This is a genomic window from Bradyrhizobium arachidis, assembly GCF_024758505.1.
GTDB classification, from domain to species: Bacteria; Pseudomonadota; Alphaproteobacteria; order Rhizobiales; family Xanthobacteraceae; genus Bradyrhizobium; species Bradyrhizobium manausense_C.
Window position 1 is genome coordinate 3156773 of the sequence record NZ_CP077970.1, and the last position, 16708, is coordinate 3173480.

A 16708-nucleotide genomic window follows, 5' to 3' on the forward strand; every position below is an offset into this window, starting at 1 on the left:
CCGGTTGTCGGAGAAGCATGGATGTCGGACGAAGTCTCGCGTCGCGAGTTTGCGAAGATCGCGGGATTGTCCGCAGCCGGGCTGGGAGCTCCGCAAGTCGTGGAGGCAAAGCCGGCAGCAGCACCGCGCAACGCCGCCGGCTTTCCGCCGGGCTTCCTTTGGGGCACCGCGACCTCGTCCTATCAGGTCGAAGGCGCCGTCACCGAGGACGGGCGAGGGCCGTCGATCTGGGACACTTTTACCCGCGTGCCCGGCAAGATCGAGGATGGCAGCAGTGGCGACCGCGCCAACGAGCACTATCATCGCTACAAGGACGACATCCGCCTGATCGCCGAGCTCGGCTGCAAGGCGTATCGCTTTTCGATCGCCTGGCCGCGCGTGTTCCCGGACGGCGACGGCAAGCCGAACCCGAAGGGGCTCGACTTCTACAACCGCCTGATCGACGAATGCTTGCGGAGCGGCATCGAGCCGTGGCTGACGCTCTATCACTGGGACCTGCCGCAATCGCTGCAAGACCGCTTTGGCGGCTGGCGCTCGGCCGAGACCTGCAAGGCGTTTGGCGACTATTCGGCCTATGTCGCGCGGCACCTGACCGACCGCGTCAAAAACGTGTTCACGCTGAACGAGAGCGGCCGGTTCGTCTATTTCGGCTATGGCAACGGCATTGACGCGCCGGGGCAGACGCTGTCGCAAGCCGAGGTCAACCAGGTCAGGCATAACACCGCGCTCGCGCATGGCCTCGCCGTGCAGGCGGTGCGCGCGAACGGCCGCCGCGGCACAAGGGTCGGGCCTGCGGAGAACATCGACGCCTGCGTTCCCGCGATCGACACGCCCGAAAACGTCCGCGCCACCGAGATCGCACTGCGCGAACTGAACGCGAGCTACCTCAACGTCATCCTGGAGGGCCGGTACACCGACGCCTTCCTCAAATTCGCCGGCGCCAATGTGCCAAAATATACGGCGGAGGAATTGAAGATCATCTCCTCGCCGGTCGATTTCCTCGGCCTCAACATCTACGCGCCCCAGCACTACATCATCGCCTCCGACAAGGAGCCGGGCTTCTCGCTGCTGCCGATCCCAAAATCCTTTCCGCACATGAATTCGAACTGGCTGCGCGTCGGCCCCGAGACGATCTACTGGGTGCCGAAGCTCGCGGCAAAAATCTGGAAGACCGGGGCGATCTATATCAGCGAGAACGGCACCTCCGGCGAGGACGAGGTGACGGCCGACGGCAAGATTTTCGACACCGACCGCATCATGTATCTGCGCAACTATCTCGCCCAGCTCCAGCGCGCAGCGTCCGAAGGCGTGCCGGTGCGCGGCTACTTCCTGTGGAGCCTGATGGATAATTTTGAATGGGTGTTCGGGCTCAACAAGCGCTTTGGCCTCTACCACGTCAATTTCGACACCCAGGTGCGCACGCCGAAACTCAGCGCGAGTTTTTACCGCAACGTCATCACCAGGAACGCGGTCGGGGTGTAGGTCTTCGCCTCTCCACGCGGCGGGTTATGCCCCGGTGGGGTTGAAGACCGGGCTGGTCCGTTGGCGCGCGATGCGTACGCCGCGTTCGGTCAGGTCACGCAACTGCACGAACATCATCGCCGTCATCAATGCGTCGTTGAAAGCATCATGCTGTCCAAGGGGCGGAATGCAGAGGTCCCGCAGGATCGCGGCGAACGAGAGATCGATCGAGGTATTGGGAGGCGCGTCGCCGTATTTGCGTTCGTAGTAGAGCCGCGAGACTTCGATGCGTTGGTTGGGTAGTTCGATTCCCACCAGCGGAAGGATGTACTTGTCCAGCATGGCGACGTCGAAGTCGATGTAGTAGCCGATCAGCGGCCGCGCGCCGATGAAGTGCATAAAGCTCGGCAGGACCTTCCAGACGATCGGCGCCGCCTCGACGTCGGACCGGCGCAAGCGGTGGATCTTGATTGCTTCCGCCCCCATCTCGCTGTCGGGATGGACCACGGCTTCGAAACGCTCGCTGGTCAGAATCCGGTTTCCCCGGATCTTGATTGCCGCAATGGCGACAACGTCGTCCGTGCGCACATTGAGACCGGTGGTCTCGCAATCCAGCACGACCAACTCGTCGTCCGGAGCCCGGCCGAACATGAAGCGGTACGACTGGTCGCTCAGGGTCGCCTGGTGGAGCAGCCGCTTGATCGCACGGGGCAGCATTTTTAGAACATGCCGAGCTTGAAATGATGACGGACGATGTCGCGAAACTGTTTCACCACCTGCAGCGCGTCGCGCAGCAATTGACGCTCCATACTGGACAGATGCGCCGGTCTCACCAGGGTGCCCGATGCGCCGGCGGATGCGGCCAGCTGCCCGTCGAGCCGCAGCATCAACAGGAATCGGAACGCCTGTTTCAAGTCGCGTCCAAAATCGGTTCGCAACACACCCAGATCGCATAGTCGGGAGATCCGCTTGTCGGTGGAGGTCTCGCGCAAGCCCTGCTCCAGCGCGAGGCTGCGAACGCCGTGCACGACGGGAAAGATGCCGCCTTTCTTGAGATCAAGCGCGTCTCCCGTGCCCTCGGACGTGATCAGGTTGTTGAAGAGGCCGATCGGCGTCTCGAAAGCGTCGATCGCGCGGGCGAAGTGGGCCAGGAACGCCTGCTCGCCGCGGATCATGTCGATCAGCGCCGTCTTGGCGCTGTCCAGCAGTTGCGCGTTGCCCGCGATCGCTTGCGCATCATAGATGATGGCCACGTTCATATGCGCGGCCTGGTCGGGCAGCACGATCCAGCGGCGGAAATCCGCCAGATAGTCGGAGAGCGGCTTTGACCATGCCGGGTTGCGCACCATGATATCGCCGGGGCAGGGCGGAAAGCCAAAACTCTCCAGGGCGCCCGAGAACTCGTTCCGGAACAATTCCAGAGTCGCGTCGTCGGCTGGACCATCGAGGATCAGGCCGTTGTCCTGATCGGTGCGCATGGTCTGCTCGCCGCGCCCCTCGCTGCCCATGACGATCAGGCAACCGCTGGTCCGCATCTCGGCGGGCGCGACCATTTCGAAGAGTCGGGACAGCAGGCGGCGGTTGAGGTCGGAGACGATCTCCGCGATCACCTCCACCTTGACACCTTGCCTCCGTAGCACGCGCGTTTGCGCCTCGATCTCGCGCGCGGCGCTCGCCAGGTCCTGGAGGCTGGAGCCGCGGTCGATGCGGCCCGCAACGACCTGAGCGCTGCCCGCCAGGAATCCGAGAAGATCGATGTCCTCCAGGATGCCGACGAACCGTTCGCCGTCGTGCACGGCGAGACGCCGCTTGTTGTACTTCGTCATGAGCAGGAGGGCCGAGGAGACGAAATCGTCGGGTCCGACCGACACGATGTCGAAATTGGCAAATTCGCCGACCGGAGTCTGGATCGGCTGACGCCGCAACACCGCTGCTTTCGACAGGTTCATGCCCGTGATGATGCCGATCCGCTCGCCACTGCGAACAAACAGTGCGTTGCTGTCGATCTCGTGCATCAGGTGGCCGGCGGCTTCGATCGTGTCGCTCGCGGCCACAAACACCGGAGGATGCAGAAACAGCTCGCTGACCTTGGCGTGCATCAGCGAGCCGTAATGCCGTGCCTCCTCATCGTGGGCAAGCTCATCCAGCTTCCGGGATATTTCGCGGTAGAAGAAGGCCGCAAATCGCGGATTGGCCTTGATCAGGTTGAGGGCGACCGCCTTCGGAATCACATAGCAAAGCGTCTCATCGCGGGCGAGAAACTGGTGCCCGTTACTGACGTGGACGAGTGCGCGGCTGTCGAAGGTATCCTTGGGGCCGAGCAGCGCGAGCAGGTCGGCCTCGCTCCGCTCCTCGACCGTGCCCTTGATGACGACATAGAGGGCATCCGCTGGCGCGTCCCTGCCGATGATGGCCTCTCCCGGGCTGAAGTACCCGATATCGAGTGCTGCCCGCAATGTCTCGGCCTCGTGCGGCGTCAGACGATCGAACGGCGGGTTGGTAATATCGAATACCTTGGGCATTTCGGTCTTCCGAAGACGCGGACAATCCAGGGTACTGGACGATGACCATCGAAAGATAGCACCGGCCGGTCCAGATGGCCCGGCCGGTGCCGACGCGTCGTGCTAAAGCGCGATGACGATTCGACCAAAGCCACCGCGCCTTAGGCCTCGTTCAATGAGTCGTCGCCGAGGCTGCTCCGATACCCGTCTGACTTCGAACATATTGTGCATTGAAGCCGTCGCGGTCCATGGCGGCCCGCTTGCTGCGATCCAGGATGGAAAACAGCCAGATGCCCGCGAAAGCGAGCGCCATCGAGAACAGCGCCGGATTGTCGAGCTTGATGGGCGCCGACCCCTTGGCGAAGCCCAGCGTTACCTCCCAGACGGCCGGCGAGAGAACGACGCCCACGACCGCGCTGATCAGACCAAGAAAGCCGCCAATGACGGCTCCCCGCGTCGTCAGGCCTCTCCAGAAGATCGACATCACCAGCACGGGGAAGTTGCAGGACGCTGCGATGGCGAAGGCGAGGCCGACCATGAAGGCGACATTCTGGTTCTCGAACACGATGCCGAGGATGATCGCCAGCACGCCGAGGACCAGCGTTGCAATCTTCGAGACGCGGATCTCGTCCTGCTCATTGGCATTCCCGCCCTTGATCACCATGCCATAGAGATCGTGGCTGATGGACGATGCCCCGGCGAGCGCCAGTCCGGACACCACGGCAAGGATGGTGGCGAAGGCGACGGCCGAAATGAAGCCAAGGAACAGATTGCCGCCGACGGCGTTCGCGAGATGGATGGCCGCCATGTTGGAGCCGCCCTTGATCGCCGCTATACCGCTCTTGGTCTTCTCGAGAATCGCCCCGTCCAGGAACGCCGCGTCGGTCGACACCAGCGTGATCGCGCCAAAGCCGATGATGAAGGTCAGGATGTAGAAATAGCCGATGAAACCGGTGGCGTAGAACACCGATTTGCGAGCGGCTTGAGCGTCCTTCACCGTGAAGAACCGCATCAGGATGTGAGGCAGGCCCGCCGTTCCGAACATCAGCGCGAGGCCAAGCGAGATCGCGGACAGCGGATTGGAAATCAGGCTGCCGGGCTCCATGATCGCGAGCTTCTTGGGATGCACCTCGGTCGCCTTGGTGAACAATGCTTCCGGGCTGAACCCGAACTTATAGAGGACGGCTCCGGCCATGAACGTTGCGCCTGAGAGCAACAGCACCGCCTTGATGATCTGCACCCATGTCGTTGCCTTCATGCCACCGAACGTCACGTAGATCATCATCAGGCCGCCGACCAGGACGACAGCGATCCAGTAATCGAGACCGAACAGGAGCTGGATCAGCTTGCCGGCCCCGACCATCTGGGCGATGAGATAGAACGCGACGGTCACCAGCGAGCCGCACGCCGCCAGGATGCGGATCTCGGTCTGTCCGAGACGAAACGACGTAACGTCGGCGAAGGTGAACTTTCCGAGGTTGCGTAACTGCTCGGCGATCAGAAAGGTGACGATCGGCCATCCCACGAGCCAGCCGACGGAGTAGATCAAGCCGTCATAGCCCGAGGTGTAGACCAGGCCCGAGATGCCTAGGAACGACGCCGCCGACATGTAGTCGCCTGCGATCGCAAGGCCGTTCTGGAAGCCCGTGATTCCGCCGCCGGCCGAGTAGAAATCCGCAGCCGATGCGGTCCGCTTCGCGGCCCAATAGGTGATGACGAGCGTCAAGGCGACGAACCCGACGAACATGCCGATTGCCGACCAGTTGGTCGCCTGCTTGGAGCCGCCCTCGACGGCGCCCGCAGCGAGCGCGAGGGTCGGCACAGTTGCGAGCAGGATCACCAGTAACCAGGAGAACTTTTTCATGAGCGGTTCTCCTCGACAATCTTGCGAATGAGGACGTCGTAGCTGGAATTCGCCTGACGGACGTAGATGCCCGTCAGCACAAAGGCGAGCACGATGACGGACAGTCCGATTGGAATGCCGATCGTCGTCACGCCGCTGCCCAGTGGTATCCCCAGAAACTTGGGAGCGTAGGCGACCAGCAGGATGAAGCCGAAATAGATGACAAGCATGATCAGCGACAGCATCCAGCCGAGCGACGAACGTCGGCGCACGAGTTCCTGATAGTTCGGATCGCGTTCAATCTGTGCGAGGTTGCTCACATCAATGATCCCTGGAGTTCTTCCCGTTGAGATGGCCACCTTGCTGGTGGGAACCTCTCCCCTTTTGCATCACCGGCGGATCGGCCTCCATGATCCAGATCAAGCGCCGGCCATGCGAAACGTCCATGGGTCAGGCGGATCGTCGGAGGAGGGCGCGTCGGTTGCCGGCGCAGCCCGGCTTCCTTGCTGGAGGCGAGCATTTTCGCGAGCTTCAATCCAACACCTGGCCCGGACTAGGCGGTGTACCCATAAACCCAGCGACGTGATGCGAGAAAGGCAGTGTCCGCTTTGCCCCTATAACGACCAAGTCCGTGCGGCAGCGCATTATGTCGCGATGGGCCAATAGGCGACACCTCGGGCTGGGGCTTGATGATGTATCAATCCTCAACGTCAGCAATCCGCCTGACGACGATCACGACGGCGATGACTAAGCCAAGTACGCCGCCAGCAATTCCGGCTAGACCAGAACCAAATGCGCCACTCACATCACGGTCGGATAAAGCGAACACAACGATTTCAACCGCGAAGCCCGTTCCCAGCGTCAGCGCGATTATGATCGCGATGGATTTGAGAAATTCGACCGCAAATTGAAGGGCCATATCTCTCCTCCGACGCCGTGTCAGTTGGCGCCGTGTCGCAGCAACAAGCGTCAAGCCGCGACCACCGGATCGACAGGGGCAACCGATGCTTTGCGGCCAACTAAGAGCCACGTCTGCATTTCGCCTTTTCCCTTGATATCGATTAGCCCTCGTCTCTCGAAACTGAAATCGTCCTTTAGGCCCTCGTACACTTCGTCGGTAACCTGAATCTGGCCGGGAAGGCCCGTCGACTCCATGCGCGAGGCTACGTTCACGGCATCGCCCCAAACGTCGTAGAAGAACTTCCGCGTACCAACTACGCCCGCTACAACAGGGCCAGTAGCAATACCAATCCGCACCGACACCGCACGACCCTTCCCATCGACGAGTCCGGCCAAAGCCTCGCGCATATCGAGTGCTAGCCCGGCGAGCGCGCGAAGGTGATCAGGTCGCCCTGAGGGCACTCCGCTGACAACCATGTATGCGTCGCCAGAGGTCTTGATCTTTTCCAGTCCGTGGTGCTCGACCAGACCATCAAGTTGGGAAAATACGCGATTGAGAAAGCTCACAAGGTCTTCTGGCGTTGTGTCGGCCGCACGGAACGTGAAGCTTGCCATGTCGGCAAATAGGATCGACGCTTCTCTATAGGAGTCAGCGATAATGGTGCTCGGCCGTTCCTTCAATCGATCTGCGACCCTGGCTGGAAGAATGTTGACCAGCAAGGCATCGGAGCGCTTACGCTCCCGTTCCGCAGCCTCTTCGGCTCGTTCCATTTGCCGCACGGCATAAAAAATAATGCCGTAGAGGAGGGCTGAGTTGAGCACGATGCTAGCGCTGAAATTTGTGAGAAAAAGCATCGTTGGCGAAACGAAGCCAGTATCGCGCGGCAAGTGCAACTCTACAACAATGATCAAGGCGACTGAGATGATCCCGAGTATAATGGTGATGAAATAGCGCTCGGTGCCGATGATTAAGATACTAAGCGCGGTTGCTGTGAAATAGCCGATTTGCGTCGCTCCGCTTGTGCCTACCAACGAAGTGACCCAGAGAGCAACCGCATATGAAACGCCCACAAAGGCGAGCGGTGCTGCTATCGGTCCAAATCGATGAAGCAAGGGCATGGAGGCGTACGTTGTTGCCACAAGGACATCCGCGACACCCACCTTCCACTTCCCATCGACGAAGCGGACTAACGCCATGCCTGCTGGAATTAAGGAAGCAAGCCAGACTGCGATATTGAATCCGCGGAGCCGACGGGCGACCTTCTCAGGATATCCTTCGGTGCCGTACCGAATGTTGGGATACCAACTCATTGACGGTTGCTTTCATTATTGCGCCGCAACGTCATTCATGCCGTACTTTACCTCATTGCGCGCATCTCATCGAGGCGGACGGCGGCTGCACCGTACGTGGATTGATGGGGTGAATAGGCGTCTTCGGGTCATTCTCGACCGAATTCGGCGGGGATTATCGGTTGGTTGATGTCCGCTTGTACCCATAAACGCCGTAGAGCTCGTAGCAACCATTAAATGGCGGCTGTGCTTTACGCCGTTTAGTCGTCGGCGTCTGTCATGATGACGCCGTGCTCGCGTCCGTCAAGGCGTGGCCTGGCGGCAGATCGCGTGAAGTTGGGGCAAACGACGGCCATCCTTGACGGACGCTGCGCGCGACGTCGTGAGGGGCCGTAGGTCGGGACGAAGAAACGCGTCCCGGTCGAACTAAGAAACAGAGAATGATCCCGCCGGCGGTTCGCCGCACCATGGCGTGCCGCGAGCTACCACCGTGTTGGCGAAGATGAGCATCTTCCTGGCGCAGGCAACGAGCGCGCGCTTGTGTTCCTTTCCGGCTGCGGTCAGCCTCCGGTAGAGCTGGATGAGCTGCGGATTCCATCGAAACGATGCAGCCAGTGAAGCGGTATAAAGAGCGCGACGCAGCCGCTTTCGTCCGCCCTCGATATGCCGAACACCGACCTGGTCGCCGCTGTCGTCGTCATAGGGCGCAAGGCCGGCGAGAGCGACAGCTTGCTCCCGCGTGATCCGGCCGATCTCAGGCAGACGCACCAGGATGGCAACGGCGGTCGGCAGCCCGATGCCGGCGACGCTGTTGATCAGCGCGAGCCTCCTGGCAAGGTCGGGATGCTTGCAGATCGAGGCGACCAGAGCCTTGAGTGCGGCCTTCTCACGTTGCTCCAGGCGAGCGATATCCTCGTGCCAGAGCTGGTTAATCCTCACATTGCGGCAGCTCTCGATCCTGTTCTTGAGGCGCGCGATATCCTCGCCGATCTGATCGATCATGGTCAGTTGCTCGGCGAACGGCAGCAACCGAGGATCGGGAGCGGCATGGATCTTCCGCACCGCTGCGGTGCAGGCTGCGATAAGAGCGGCATCGATCTTATCGTTCTTGGCCCGCTGCAAGTGGAATTTGGCATAAGCCCGGACCTGGGCCGGCTGGAACACCACAACCACAAACCGCTTGCGCCGCAGTTCGGCGACGACCGGCTGTTCGTAACCGCCGCTCGCCTCGATGCCAATGCGTTTGACGCGATGCTGTCGCAGCCACGCCGACAAAGCCTCGTGACCTTCCGACGTGTTCTCCACCTGCAGCGGCTCGCGGCGGCCTTCGATCGCCACATCAAGCTTCCGTTTGCCGGTATCGATACCGGCACAGATCGTGATATGCTTGACCATCTTCGTCGATCCCTCCCTTGTTATGCGAACCTAAAGTTCGTTCAACCATTCGGGTCCCGATGAAGTGCCGGTCGCGATCTCGCTACGTCAGACAGCCCTCAAGGCTTCGATGGGTACCGATCCGATCGAACGGCGGCCCAGCTCGGGCGGCCACCCGGGCTGGGCCATTCCTCACGGAACGGCTCAATATAAGCGATCGGGCTAATACAAGGATGGGTAGAGCGAAGCGAAACCCATCAACGCACTTGCAACGAAGATGATGGGTTTCGCAAAAAGCTCAACCCATCCTACGAGCCGTGGAGCCTGATGGATAATTTTGAATGGGTGTTCGAGCTCAACAAGCGCTTTGGCCTCTACCACGTCAATTTCGACACCCAGGTGCGCACGCCGAAACTCAGCGCGAGTTTTTACCGCAACGTCATCGCCAGGAACGCGGTGGGGGGGGTGACGGCGCCTCCTGTAGACGTCAAACGTTCTCGCTCATTCCGGCATTCCGGCGAGACGATAGGCTTCCGCCAGTTTCGCAATGTCCTGACCTCTCCATGGAGAGCGCTTTCGTGTTTCGGACAGACGTTCAGTCGGAGAGAGAAGAGCGACTTGCTGCCAGAGCTTTTGCGCAGCTTCCATGTCGCCCAGCATCGCATGACAAGCCATGGCTATGCGCAGGCCCTGCACATGGGTCGGATGATGACGCAACATATTGGCTGCGAACTTGAGGCCTTCCTTATAGTTCCCGAGAAAGAAGTGGGCGAAAGCCAATCCTTCGTTCGCGAAAGCGATGCGGGGATCCAGCGGGCTTAGTCTCAGCGCGCGCTGATGGTATTCAATTGCTGTTCGTGGGTCGCCCAGGATGGTTTTGGTCCAACCACCCCACATCCATCCCGACATTCCATTTGGATCGAGGCGAATTGCCTCATCCAGGAGACTGTCGGCGAGTTCGACTTCATTGCTGTTGAAGGCCAGAACCAGTGCTGATCGCGCCAGCACCAGAGCGTCTTGGCCCTCCAGTCGCAAGGCGGCTTTGGCGTAGGTGATGGCGCGAGACTTGTCGGATTCCGGATCGGTACTCCACCCCCAGGCCTTGCGGGTGCTCAACGTCACGGCCAGCGCGGCGCTGGCCAGTGCAAATTGCGGATCCAGCGCAATAGCCTGTTCATAGAGATCAATGGCGCGATCCGTGGCGTCTCTTGTGAATTCGAAATGGGCCGCATCCCCGCGCAGATAGCAGTCGTACGCATCAAGATTGCTGGTGGGCTTTCGTTTGGCACGCTCCATTTCAGCCGCGCTGACGCTTGGGGCGATTGCGCCAGCCACCTGGGCGGCGACTTGATCCTGCAGATCAAAGACGTCCTCGAGTGCTCCGTCATATCTGTCAGCCCAGAGATGCGAGCCGGATACTGCATCGATCAACTGACCGGCGATCCGGACGCGACGACCGGATTTCCGGACGCTCCCCTCCAGAATGTATCGAACCCCTAAATCCCGAGCCACCTGCCGGATATCGACAGGTCTGCCCTTGAACGCGAAACTGGAGTTTCGGGCAATGACGAACAGCTGTTTGTTTCGGGAAAGGGCCGTGACAATTTCCTCGACCATCCCGTCCGCAAAGTACTCCTGCTCGGGATCGCCGCTCAGGTTCGCGAACGGCAGCACGGCGATGGAGGGTTTATCCGGGAGAGTGAGCGCGAGCGTTTTCGGTTCTATCGTGTCGTCGGGGACTGCGACGGCTTTGCTTCCTTGCGCTTCCTGCACCTGTCCGACGAAACGGAAGCCCTTCCGGGGGAATGTCTTGATGAGGCGCTGTTCCCCACCGGAATCGCCGATCGCGCTCCGGGCGACATTGAGGCGGGTCGTCAGCGCGGCGTCCGAGACGACGCGTCCTTTCCAGATGGCGTTGATGAGGTCGTCCTTGCTGACGACGCGTTCCCTGTGGCGGATCAGGTAATCGAGCAGGTCGAAGACCTGAGGCGTTGTCGGCACCACGTCAGATCCGCGCAGCAGCTCGCGCCGGTCAGTGTCGAACGCGTAGTGCTCGAAGAAATAGAGCACGGGACATTCCCCCGGTTGCCCCTTCAGGCCGCTAGAGCGATGTCTGACGCGAAAAGAATAGGCTGCCGGTACGGAAAATGTAAGCCGTCCGCGGAGCGCGCCGCTCCCGCCGTGTCAGCCATCCGTACTACGGAAATAGCGTCATTTCCGACCGGACCGCCCCGATCGATACTGCCCGCCGATATCCTTGCGCGTCGCAGCTAATTTGCCTCGACGTGTCAAACGCTTCGGCGCGATCGCCGTGTACTTTCCGCCAATCCGCGCTCCTACTGTGCATGGGGTTGTTTCAATCATTTGCGGCAGGGCGATCCGGCGCGCCGATTGACTCCGCTCGCCCCCTGATTCAAAACGCCCTGAGCCATTCAAAAGAAGAGGAAAAGCCATGGCAGAAGCGCTCATCATCGATGCATGCAGGACGCCGCGGGGCGTGGGCAAGGCGGGCAAGGGGGCGCTGTCGGGCATCCATCCGCAGCAGTTGGGAGCAACCGTGCTGCGCGCGCTCGCGATGCGCACCGGGATCAACACCGCCGATGTCGACGACATCGTCTGGGGCTGCAGCGCGCAGGTCGCAACGCAAAGCGGCGATCTCGGGCGCATGTCGGCGCTGGACGCCGGCTACGACGTGCGCGCCAGCGCCGTGACGCTCGACCGCTTCTGCGGCTCCGGCATCACCAGCGTCAACATGGCGGCCGCCTCCGTCATGGCCGGTGCGGAAGACCTCGTCATCGCCGGCGGCTGCGAGATGATGTCGATGGAGGGACGTCGCGGCGGTGGTCCGATGATGATGGACGGCGGCAATTTGCGCCTGCGCGCAAAACATCCGCAGTCGCATCAGGGCGTCTGTGCGGATGCGATCGCAACGATGGAAGGCATCACGCGAAGGGACGTCGATGCGCTCGGCCTGGAGAGCCAGAAGCGCGCGGCGCATGCGATGGCGAATGGCTATTTCAAGAAGAGCCTGGTGCCTGTCCATCGCGAGGACGGCAGCCTTGCGCTCGACCACGAAGAATATCCGCGGCCGCAGACCACGATGGAGGGGCTTTCCGCGTTGAAGCCCGCATTCCCCGCGATCGCCGACTATGCGCTCGACGACAAGGGCACGACCTATCGCGGCCTGATCCTGCAAAAATATCCCGATCTGAAGATCGACTTCATGCATCACGCCGGCAACTCGTCGGGTGTGGTCGACGGCGCTGCGGCGATCCTGCTGGCCTCGCCAACTTATGCGAAGGCGCATGGCCTGAAGCCGCGCGCCCGTGTCGCTGCGATGGCCAATATGGGGGACTCGCCGACGTTGATGCTGAATGCGCCGGTGCCCGCGACCCACAAGGTGCTGGCGAAGGCGGGCCTCACCATCGACGACATCGATCTGTTCGAGATCAACGAGGCCTTTGCGGTGGTTGCGGAAAAATACATCCGCGACCTCAAGCTCGACCGCGCCAAGGTCAACGTCAATGGCGGCTCGATCGCGCTCGGCCATCCGATCGGCGCCACCGGCTCGATCCTGATCGGCACGGTGCTGGACGAACTCGAACGGCGCGACCTGAAGCGGGGCCTCGTGACCATGTGCGCGGCCGGCGGCATGGCGCCGGCGATCATCATCGAGCGCGTCTAAGGCCTATTTTCAGTGCGTGAAACCGACCGGCCTCCCACAAAGAGGCCGGTCGTCGCTTGTCGAAAGCATGGAATCAGCTTTAGCAAAGGCGTGTTGCGGGCCTTTGAAACGCGGCAAAAAGCGCTGCTTTGGGCGCCACCCACTCCGGAAGTGGCTAAAAAGCAGGGTTTTTTGTCACAGAGGGGCAAAAAAGCCCGTAAAATCGCGACAAAACTGTGCAGAAGGCTCTAGGCCTTCAATGGTTGGTCTAATATGCAACCGGCAACGAATCAGAGGAGACACGATGCCAGCCCAAATGTCCAAATCGCAGCTCATCGAGAAGATTGCGACCGCCACCGAGCTTTCCAAGCGCGACGTCAAGAACGTCATGGAGACGCTCACCGATGTCGGCCACAAGGAGCTCAAGAAGAACGGCCTGTTCCTGGTGCCGGGCTTCGCCAAGTTCGTCGTCATCAAGAAGCCCGCGACCAAGGCGCGCAAGGGCACCAACCCGTTCACGGGTGAAGAGATGATGTTCAAGGCCAAGCCGGCCCGCAAGATCGTCCGTGCCCGGCCCGTCAAGGCCGCCAAGGACGCCGTGGCCTAAGGGCCAAAAGCAAAGGCCCCCTTCGCCAAGGAGGGGGCCTTTTGTTTTGGGGTGCCGCGAGGGTGAAGCGGAGGGATTAGCCCTTGCGGCGCTTAGGCCGGACCGGGATCGGTATCGGCTGAAGCCGCGGACGCGGCACGGGCAATGTGTCCCGAAGCCCGTCGAGGGCACGATCCAGTAATTGCCGCAGGCGGTTGCGAAATTTTCTCGCTCGTTCAGACATCGCGATCTACTCCGCCGCCTCGATCTGCGCCTCAGCTTGGGGCTTGGCCGGCTCGAGCACCGCCGCGACCGCCTCGTCGACACGTTCCAGCCAGATGAATTCGAGCTTGTCCCGCGCGCTCTGGGGGATGTCGTCGAAATCCCGCTTGTTGCGCGCCGGCAGCATCACCCGCGTCAGGCCGGCGGCGGCCGCAGCCACCACCTTCTCCTTGATGCCGCCCACGGGCAGCACCAGGCCGCGCAGCGAGATCTCGCCGGTCATGGCGGTATCGCTGCGCACCGTGCGGTTGGTCAAGAGCGACGTCAGCGCCGTGAACATCGCCACACCCGCGCTCGGTCCGTCCTTCGGGGTCGCACCCGCCGGCACGTGGACGTGGATGTCGCTCTTCTCGAACAGGGCAGGGTCGATTCCGAGCTGAGTGGCACGGCTCTTCACCAGCGTCAGCGCAGCCTGCACGCTCTCGCGCATGACCTCGCCGAGCTGGCCAGTCAAGATCATGCTGCCCCTGCCAGGCACACGCGTTGCCTCGATGAACAGGATGTCGCCGCCGACCGGCGTCCAGGCGAGGCCAGTGGCCACGCCGGGAACGCTGGTGCGCAGCGCAATCTCGCCTTCGAAGCGGGGCTGGCCGAGCACGGCCGCCAGGTCCTTCGGCGCGATCACCACCTTATCCGCCGTGCCCTCGGCGATCTGCACCGCCGCATGGCGGAGCACCTTGCCGATCTCGCGCTCGAGGTTGCGCACGCCGGCTTCCCGCGTGTAGCCCTTGACGACCAGACGCAGCGCCTCCGGCTCGATCTCAGCCTGCTCGGCCGTCAAGCCATTGGCCTCGAGCTGCCGCCGCACCAGATAGCGCTTGGCGATCTCCAGCTTCTCCTCCTCGGTGTAGCCGGCGAGGCTGATCAGCTCCATGCGGTCCAGCAGCGGGCCCGGGATCTGGTCCAGCATGTTGGCGGTCGCGATGAACACCACGCGCGACAAGTCGAAGGGCACGCCGAGATAATTGTCCCGGAACGTCCCGTTCTGCTCGGGGTCGAGCACCTCCAGCATGGCGGCCGACGGATCGCCCTGCACGCCACGGCCCATCTTGTCGATCTCGTCCAGCATCATCACGCAGTTGCGGCTACCCGCCTTCTTGATGCCCTGGATGATGTTGCCGGGCAGCGCGCCGATATAGGTGCGCCGATGGCCGCGGATCTCGGCCTCGTCATGCACGCCGCCCAGGCTGACGCGCACGAAGGGGCGATCCATCGCGCGCGCGATGGACTGGCCGAGCGAGGTCTTGCCGACGCCGGGCGGGCCGACGAAGCACAGGATCGGCGCCTTGCCCTGCGGGGCGAGCTTGCGCACGGCGAGATATTCGATGATCCGGCTCTTGATCTTCTCCAGGCCGAAGTGGTCGGCATCAAGGATGCGCCGCGCCTCCTTGATGTCGATCGGCTTCTCCTCGGGCAGCGCCCAGGGCAGTTCGATCAGCCAGTCGAGATAGGTGCGGACCATGCCGGCTTCGCCGGCCGCTTCAGGCATGCGCTCATAGCGCCGCAATTCCTTGCGCGCGTGGGCGTCCGCCTCGGGCGGCATCTTGGCTTTTGCAATGGCTTCCGTCAGCTCGGCGACCTCGGCCGCCTTGCCGTCGCCTTCGCCGAGCTGGCGTTGGATGGTCGCCATCTGCTCGCGCAAGATCGCCTCGCGCTGGCGCTCGTCGAACGCAGCCTTGGTCTTCTGCCCGATCTCGTTTGAGATGCGCAGCACCTCCAGCCGCTCGGCGAGCTGTTTTGAAACCTTCTCGACGCGCAAAGCGAGGTCGACCGTTTCCAGGATCTCCTGCTTCTCCTGCGGCTTGATGTCCATGTAGGAGGTCGCGAGGTCGGCCAGCGCGCCGGGCGCGGTCGTGTTCTGGAACATCGCCACCAGCTCGGGCGGAGCCTGTGGCAACAGCTCGATCGCCTCGATCGCCTGGCGCTGCAGGTTGAGGAAGCGCGCCTCGATCTCCGGCGAGGCCGTGGTCGGCTCCGGGATCTGCTGTATCCGCGCGGCCGGGAACGGCGTCCCCGGCAGGAAGTCGAGGATGCGCGCGCGCTGCACGCCTTGGCAGACGATGTGATGCGTGCCGTCGGGCGCGGTGATGTAGCGCACGATGTTGGCGATGGTCGCGACGCGATAGAGATCGTCCGGACCGGGATCGTCGACATCGGGGCTGCGCTGCAGGACGATGCCGATCGGCCGTTGCTCGCGCAGCGCCTGTTGGGCTGCCGCAATCGACTTCGGCCGCGCAATCGCGATCGGCCCGATCGCGCCGGGAAACAGCACCATGTCGCGGACGGCGACCATGATCAGCGCGTCCTCGGGGATCTTGGTTTCGGGGGGCTGGGTGGTGTTCATCTGTTCGTTGGTCATGATCGACCTCAGGCGGATTTGGCGAGGCGCAGCGCGACGCAGCCGTCCATCACGAAGCGGCTAATGGCATAGCGCCCGACGGGCAGGGCAATGCGGCGCTCGAAGCGCCCCTGCGGCAACTCGAGCCGGTGGATGCGGGCGTTGCGCAGCTCCGGCGGCAGCGTGCGATGGCCGCTGATGACGAGCACGCCGTCATGGATTGCCGTCTCGACATTGTTCGGATCGACTCCCGGGAGCGCGACGAGGATCAGGAGCTCCCGCTCGGTCTCGAGCACGTCGATCGGCGGCTCCCAGCAGGCGTCCTGACGGCCGAACTGCTGGCGCATCCGCTCGGCGCGGTGGAGTTGATCCAGCGCTTCGGACAGCATCCAGTTCAGGGGATTTTTCGTCGACATGGGGCAGGCTCTGGGGTGGGAAAGCCTGCATATGGTACGCCTTGCCGGAAAAT

The 16708-nt window shown here is 62.1% G+C and carries 13 protein-coding genes and 1 pseudogene; 4 read left to right on the top strand and 10 right to left on the bottom strand.

Annotated features, from left to right (window positions below; genetic code table 11):
• Positions 1-21 precede the first annotated feature (21 nt).
• Positions 22-1482 carry a GH1 family beta-glucosidase gene (locus KUF59_RS14150; protein WP_212461736.1) on the top strand — a complete coding sequence of 487 codons (1461 nt, stop codon included), beginning with the start codon at positions 22-24 and terminating at the stop codon, positions 1480-1482.
• A 24-nt stretch (positions 1483-1506) separates the two neighbouring features.
• Here KUF59_RS14150 and KUF59_RS14155 read toward each other — a convergent pair whose 3' ends face one another.
• The 7 genes from KUF59_RS14155 to KUF59_RS14185 all read right to left on the bottom strand — a co-directional run bounded on the left by KUF59_RS14155 (position 1507) and on the right by KUF59_RS14185 (position 9390).
• Positions 1507-2178: a 3'-5' exonuclease gene (locus KUF59_RS14155; protein WP_212461737.1), complete on the bottom strand. Its 672-nt coding sequence runs from the start codon at positions 2176-2178 to the stop codon at positions 1507-1509.
• 2 nt (positions 2179-2180) lie between these two features.
• A complete protein-coding gene (locus KUF59_RS14160) occupies positions 2181-3983 on the bottom strand; it encodes a putative nucleotidyltransferase substrate binding domain-containing protein (protein WP_212461738.1) in 1803 nt (600 codons plus the stop codon).
• A gap of 151 nt (positions 3984-4134) precedes the next feature.
• Entirely contained in the window at positions 4135-5826 is a 1692-nt protein-coding gene (locus tag KUF59_RS14165; protein ID WP_212461739.1) for a cation acetate symporter, read from the bottom strand.
• Positions 5823-6125, bottom strand: a complete 303-nt coding sequence (locus KUF59_RS14170; RefSeq protein WP_212461740.1) for a DUF485 domain-containing protein — start codon at positions 6123-6125, stop codon at positions 5823-5825. The genes KUF59_RS14165 and KUF59_RS14170 overlap by 4 nt, the downstream gene beginning before the upstream one ends.
• A 377-nt stretch (positions 6126-6502) precedes the next feature.
• Positions 6503-6724 carry a hypothetical protein gene (locus KUF59_RS14175; RefSeq protein ID WP_212461741.1) on the bottom strand — a complete coding sequence of 74 codons (222 nt, stop codon included), beginning with the start codon at positions 6722-6724 and terminating at the stop codon, positions 6503-6505.
• Between the two features lie 50 nt (positions 6725-6774).
• Complete coding sequence (locus KUF59_RS14180; protein WP_258769567.1) at positions 6775-8016, bottom strand: adenylate/guanylate cyclase domain-containing protein; 1242 nt, start codon at positions 8014-8016, stop codon at positions 6775-6777.
• Between the two features lie 405 nt (positions 8017-8421).
• Positions 8422-9390: an IS110 family RNA-guided transposase gene (locus KUF59_RS14185; protein WP_212457421.1), complete on the bottom strand. Its 969-nt coding sequence runs from the start codon at positions 9388-9390 to the stop codon at positions 8422-8424.
• 288 nt (positions 9391-9678) lie between these two features.
• Here KUF59_RS14185 and KUF59_RS14190 point away from each other — a divergent pair.
• A pseudogene (locus KUF59_RS14190) lies at positions 9679-9831 on the top strand (family 1 glycosylhydrolase); the annotation flags it as partial.
• Between the two features lie 39 nt (positions 9832-9870).
• Here the strand turns inward: KUF59_RS14190 and KUF59_RS14195 are convergent.
• Positions 9871-11439, bottom strand: coding sequence for a winged helix-turn-helix domain-containing tetratricopeptide repeat protein (locus KUF59_RS14195; protein WP_212457792.1), 1569 nt, complete (start codon positions 11437-11439; stop codon positions 9871-9873).
• Between the two features lie 382 nt (positions 11440-11821).
• On the opposite strand from KUF59_RS14195, the gene KUF59_RS14200 reads away from it, so the two are divergent.
• Positions 11822-13054 carry an acetyl-CoA C-acetyltransferase gene (locus KUF59_RS14200; protein ID WP_212457791.1) on the top strand — a complete coding sequence of 411 codons (1233 nt, stop codon included), beginning with the start codon at positions 11822-11824 and terminating at the stop codon, positions 13052-13054.
• 283 nt (positions 13055-13337) lie between these two features.
• Complete coding sequence (locus KUF59_RS14205) at positions 13338-13640, top strand: HU family DNA-binding protein (protein WP_140976245.1); 303 nt, start codon at positions 13338-13340, stop codon at positions 13638-13640.
• A 229-nt stretch (positions 13641-13869) separates the two neighbouring features.
• Here the strand turns inward: KUF59_RS14205 and lon are convergent, their stop codons facing one another.
• Together lon and KUF59_RS14215 are read right to left on the bottom strand one after the other, a co-directional pair.
• The gene (lon, locus tag KUF59_RS14210; RefSeq protein WP_212457790.1) at positions 13870-16260 is read right to left on the bottom strand and encodes an endopeptidase La; all 2391 of its coding nucleotides are present in this window, start codon (positions 16258-16260) and stop codon (positions 13870-13872) included.
• 8 nt (positions 16261-16268) lie between these two features.
• On the bottom strand, positions 16269-16655 hold the full coding sequence (locus KUF59_RS14215) for an Hsp20/alpha crystallin family protein (protein ID WP_212457789.1): 387 nt from the start codon (positions 16653-16655) through the stop codon (positions 16269-16271).
• Between the last annotated feature and the right edge of the window lie 53 nt (positions 16656-16708).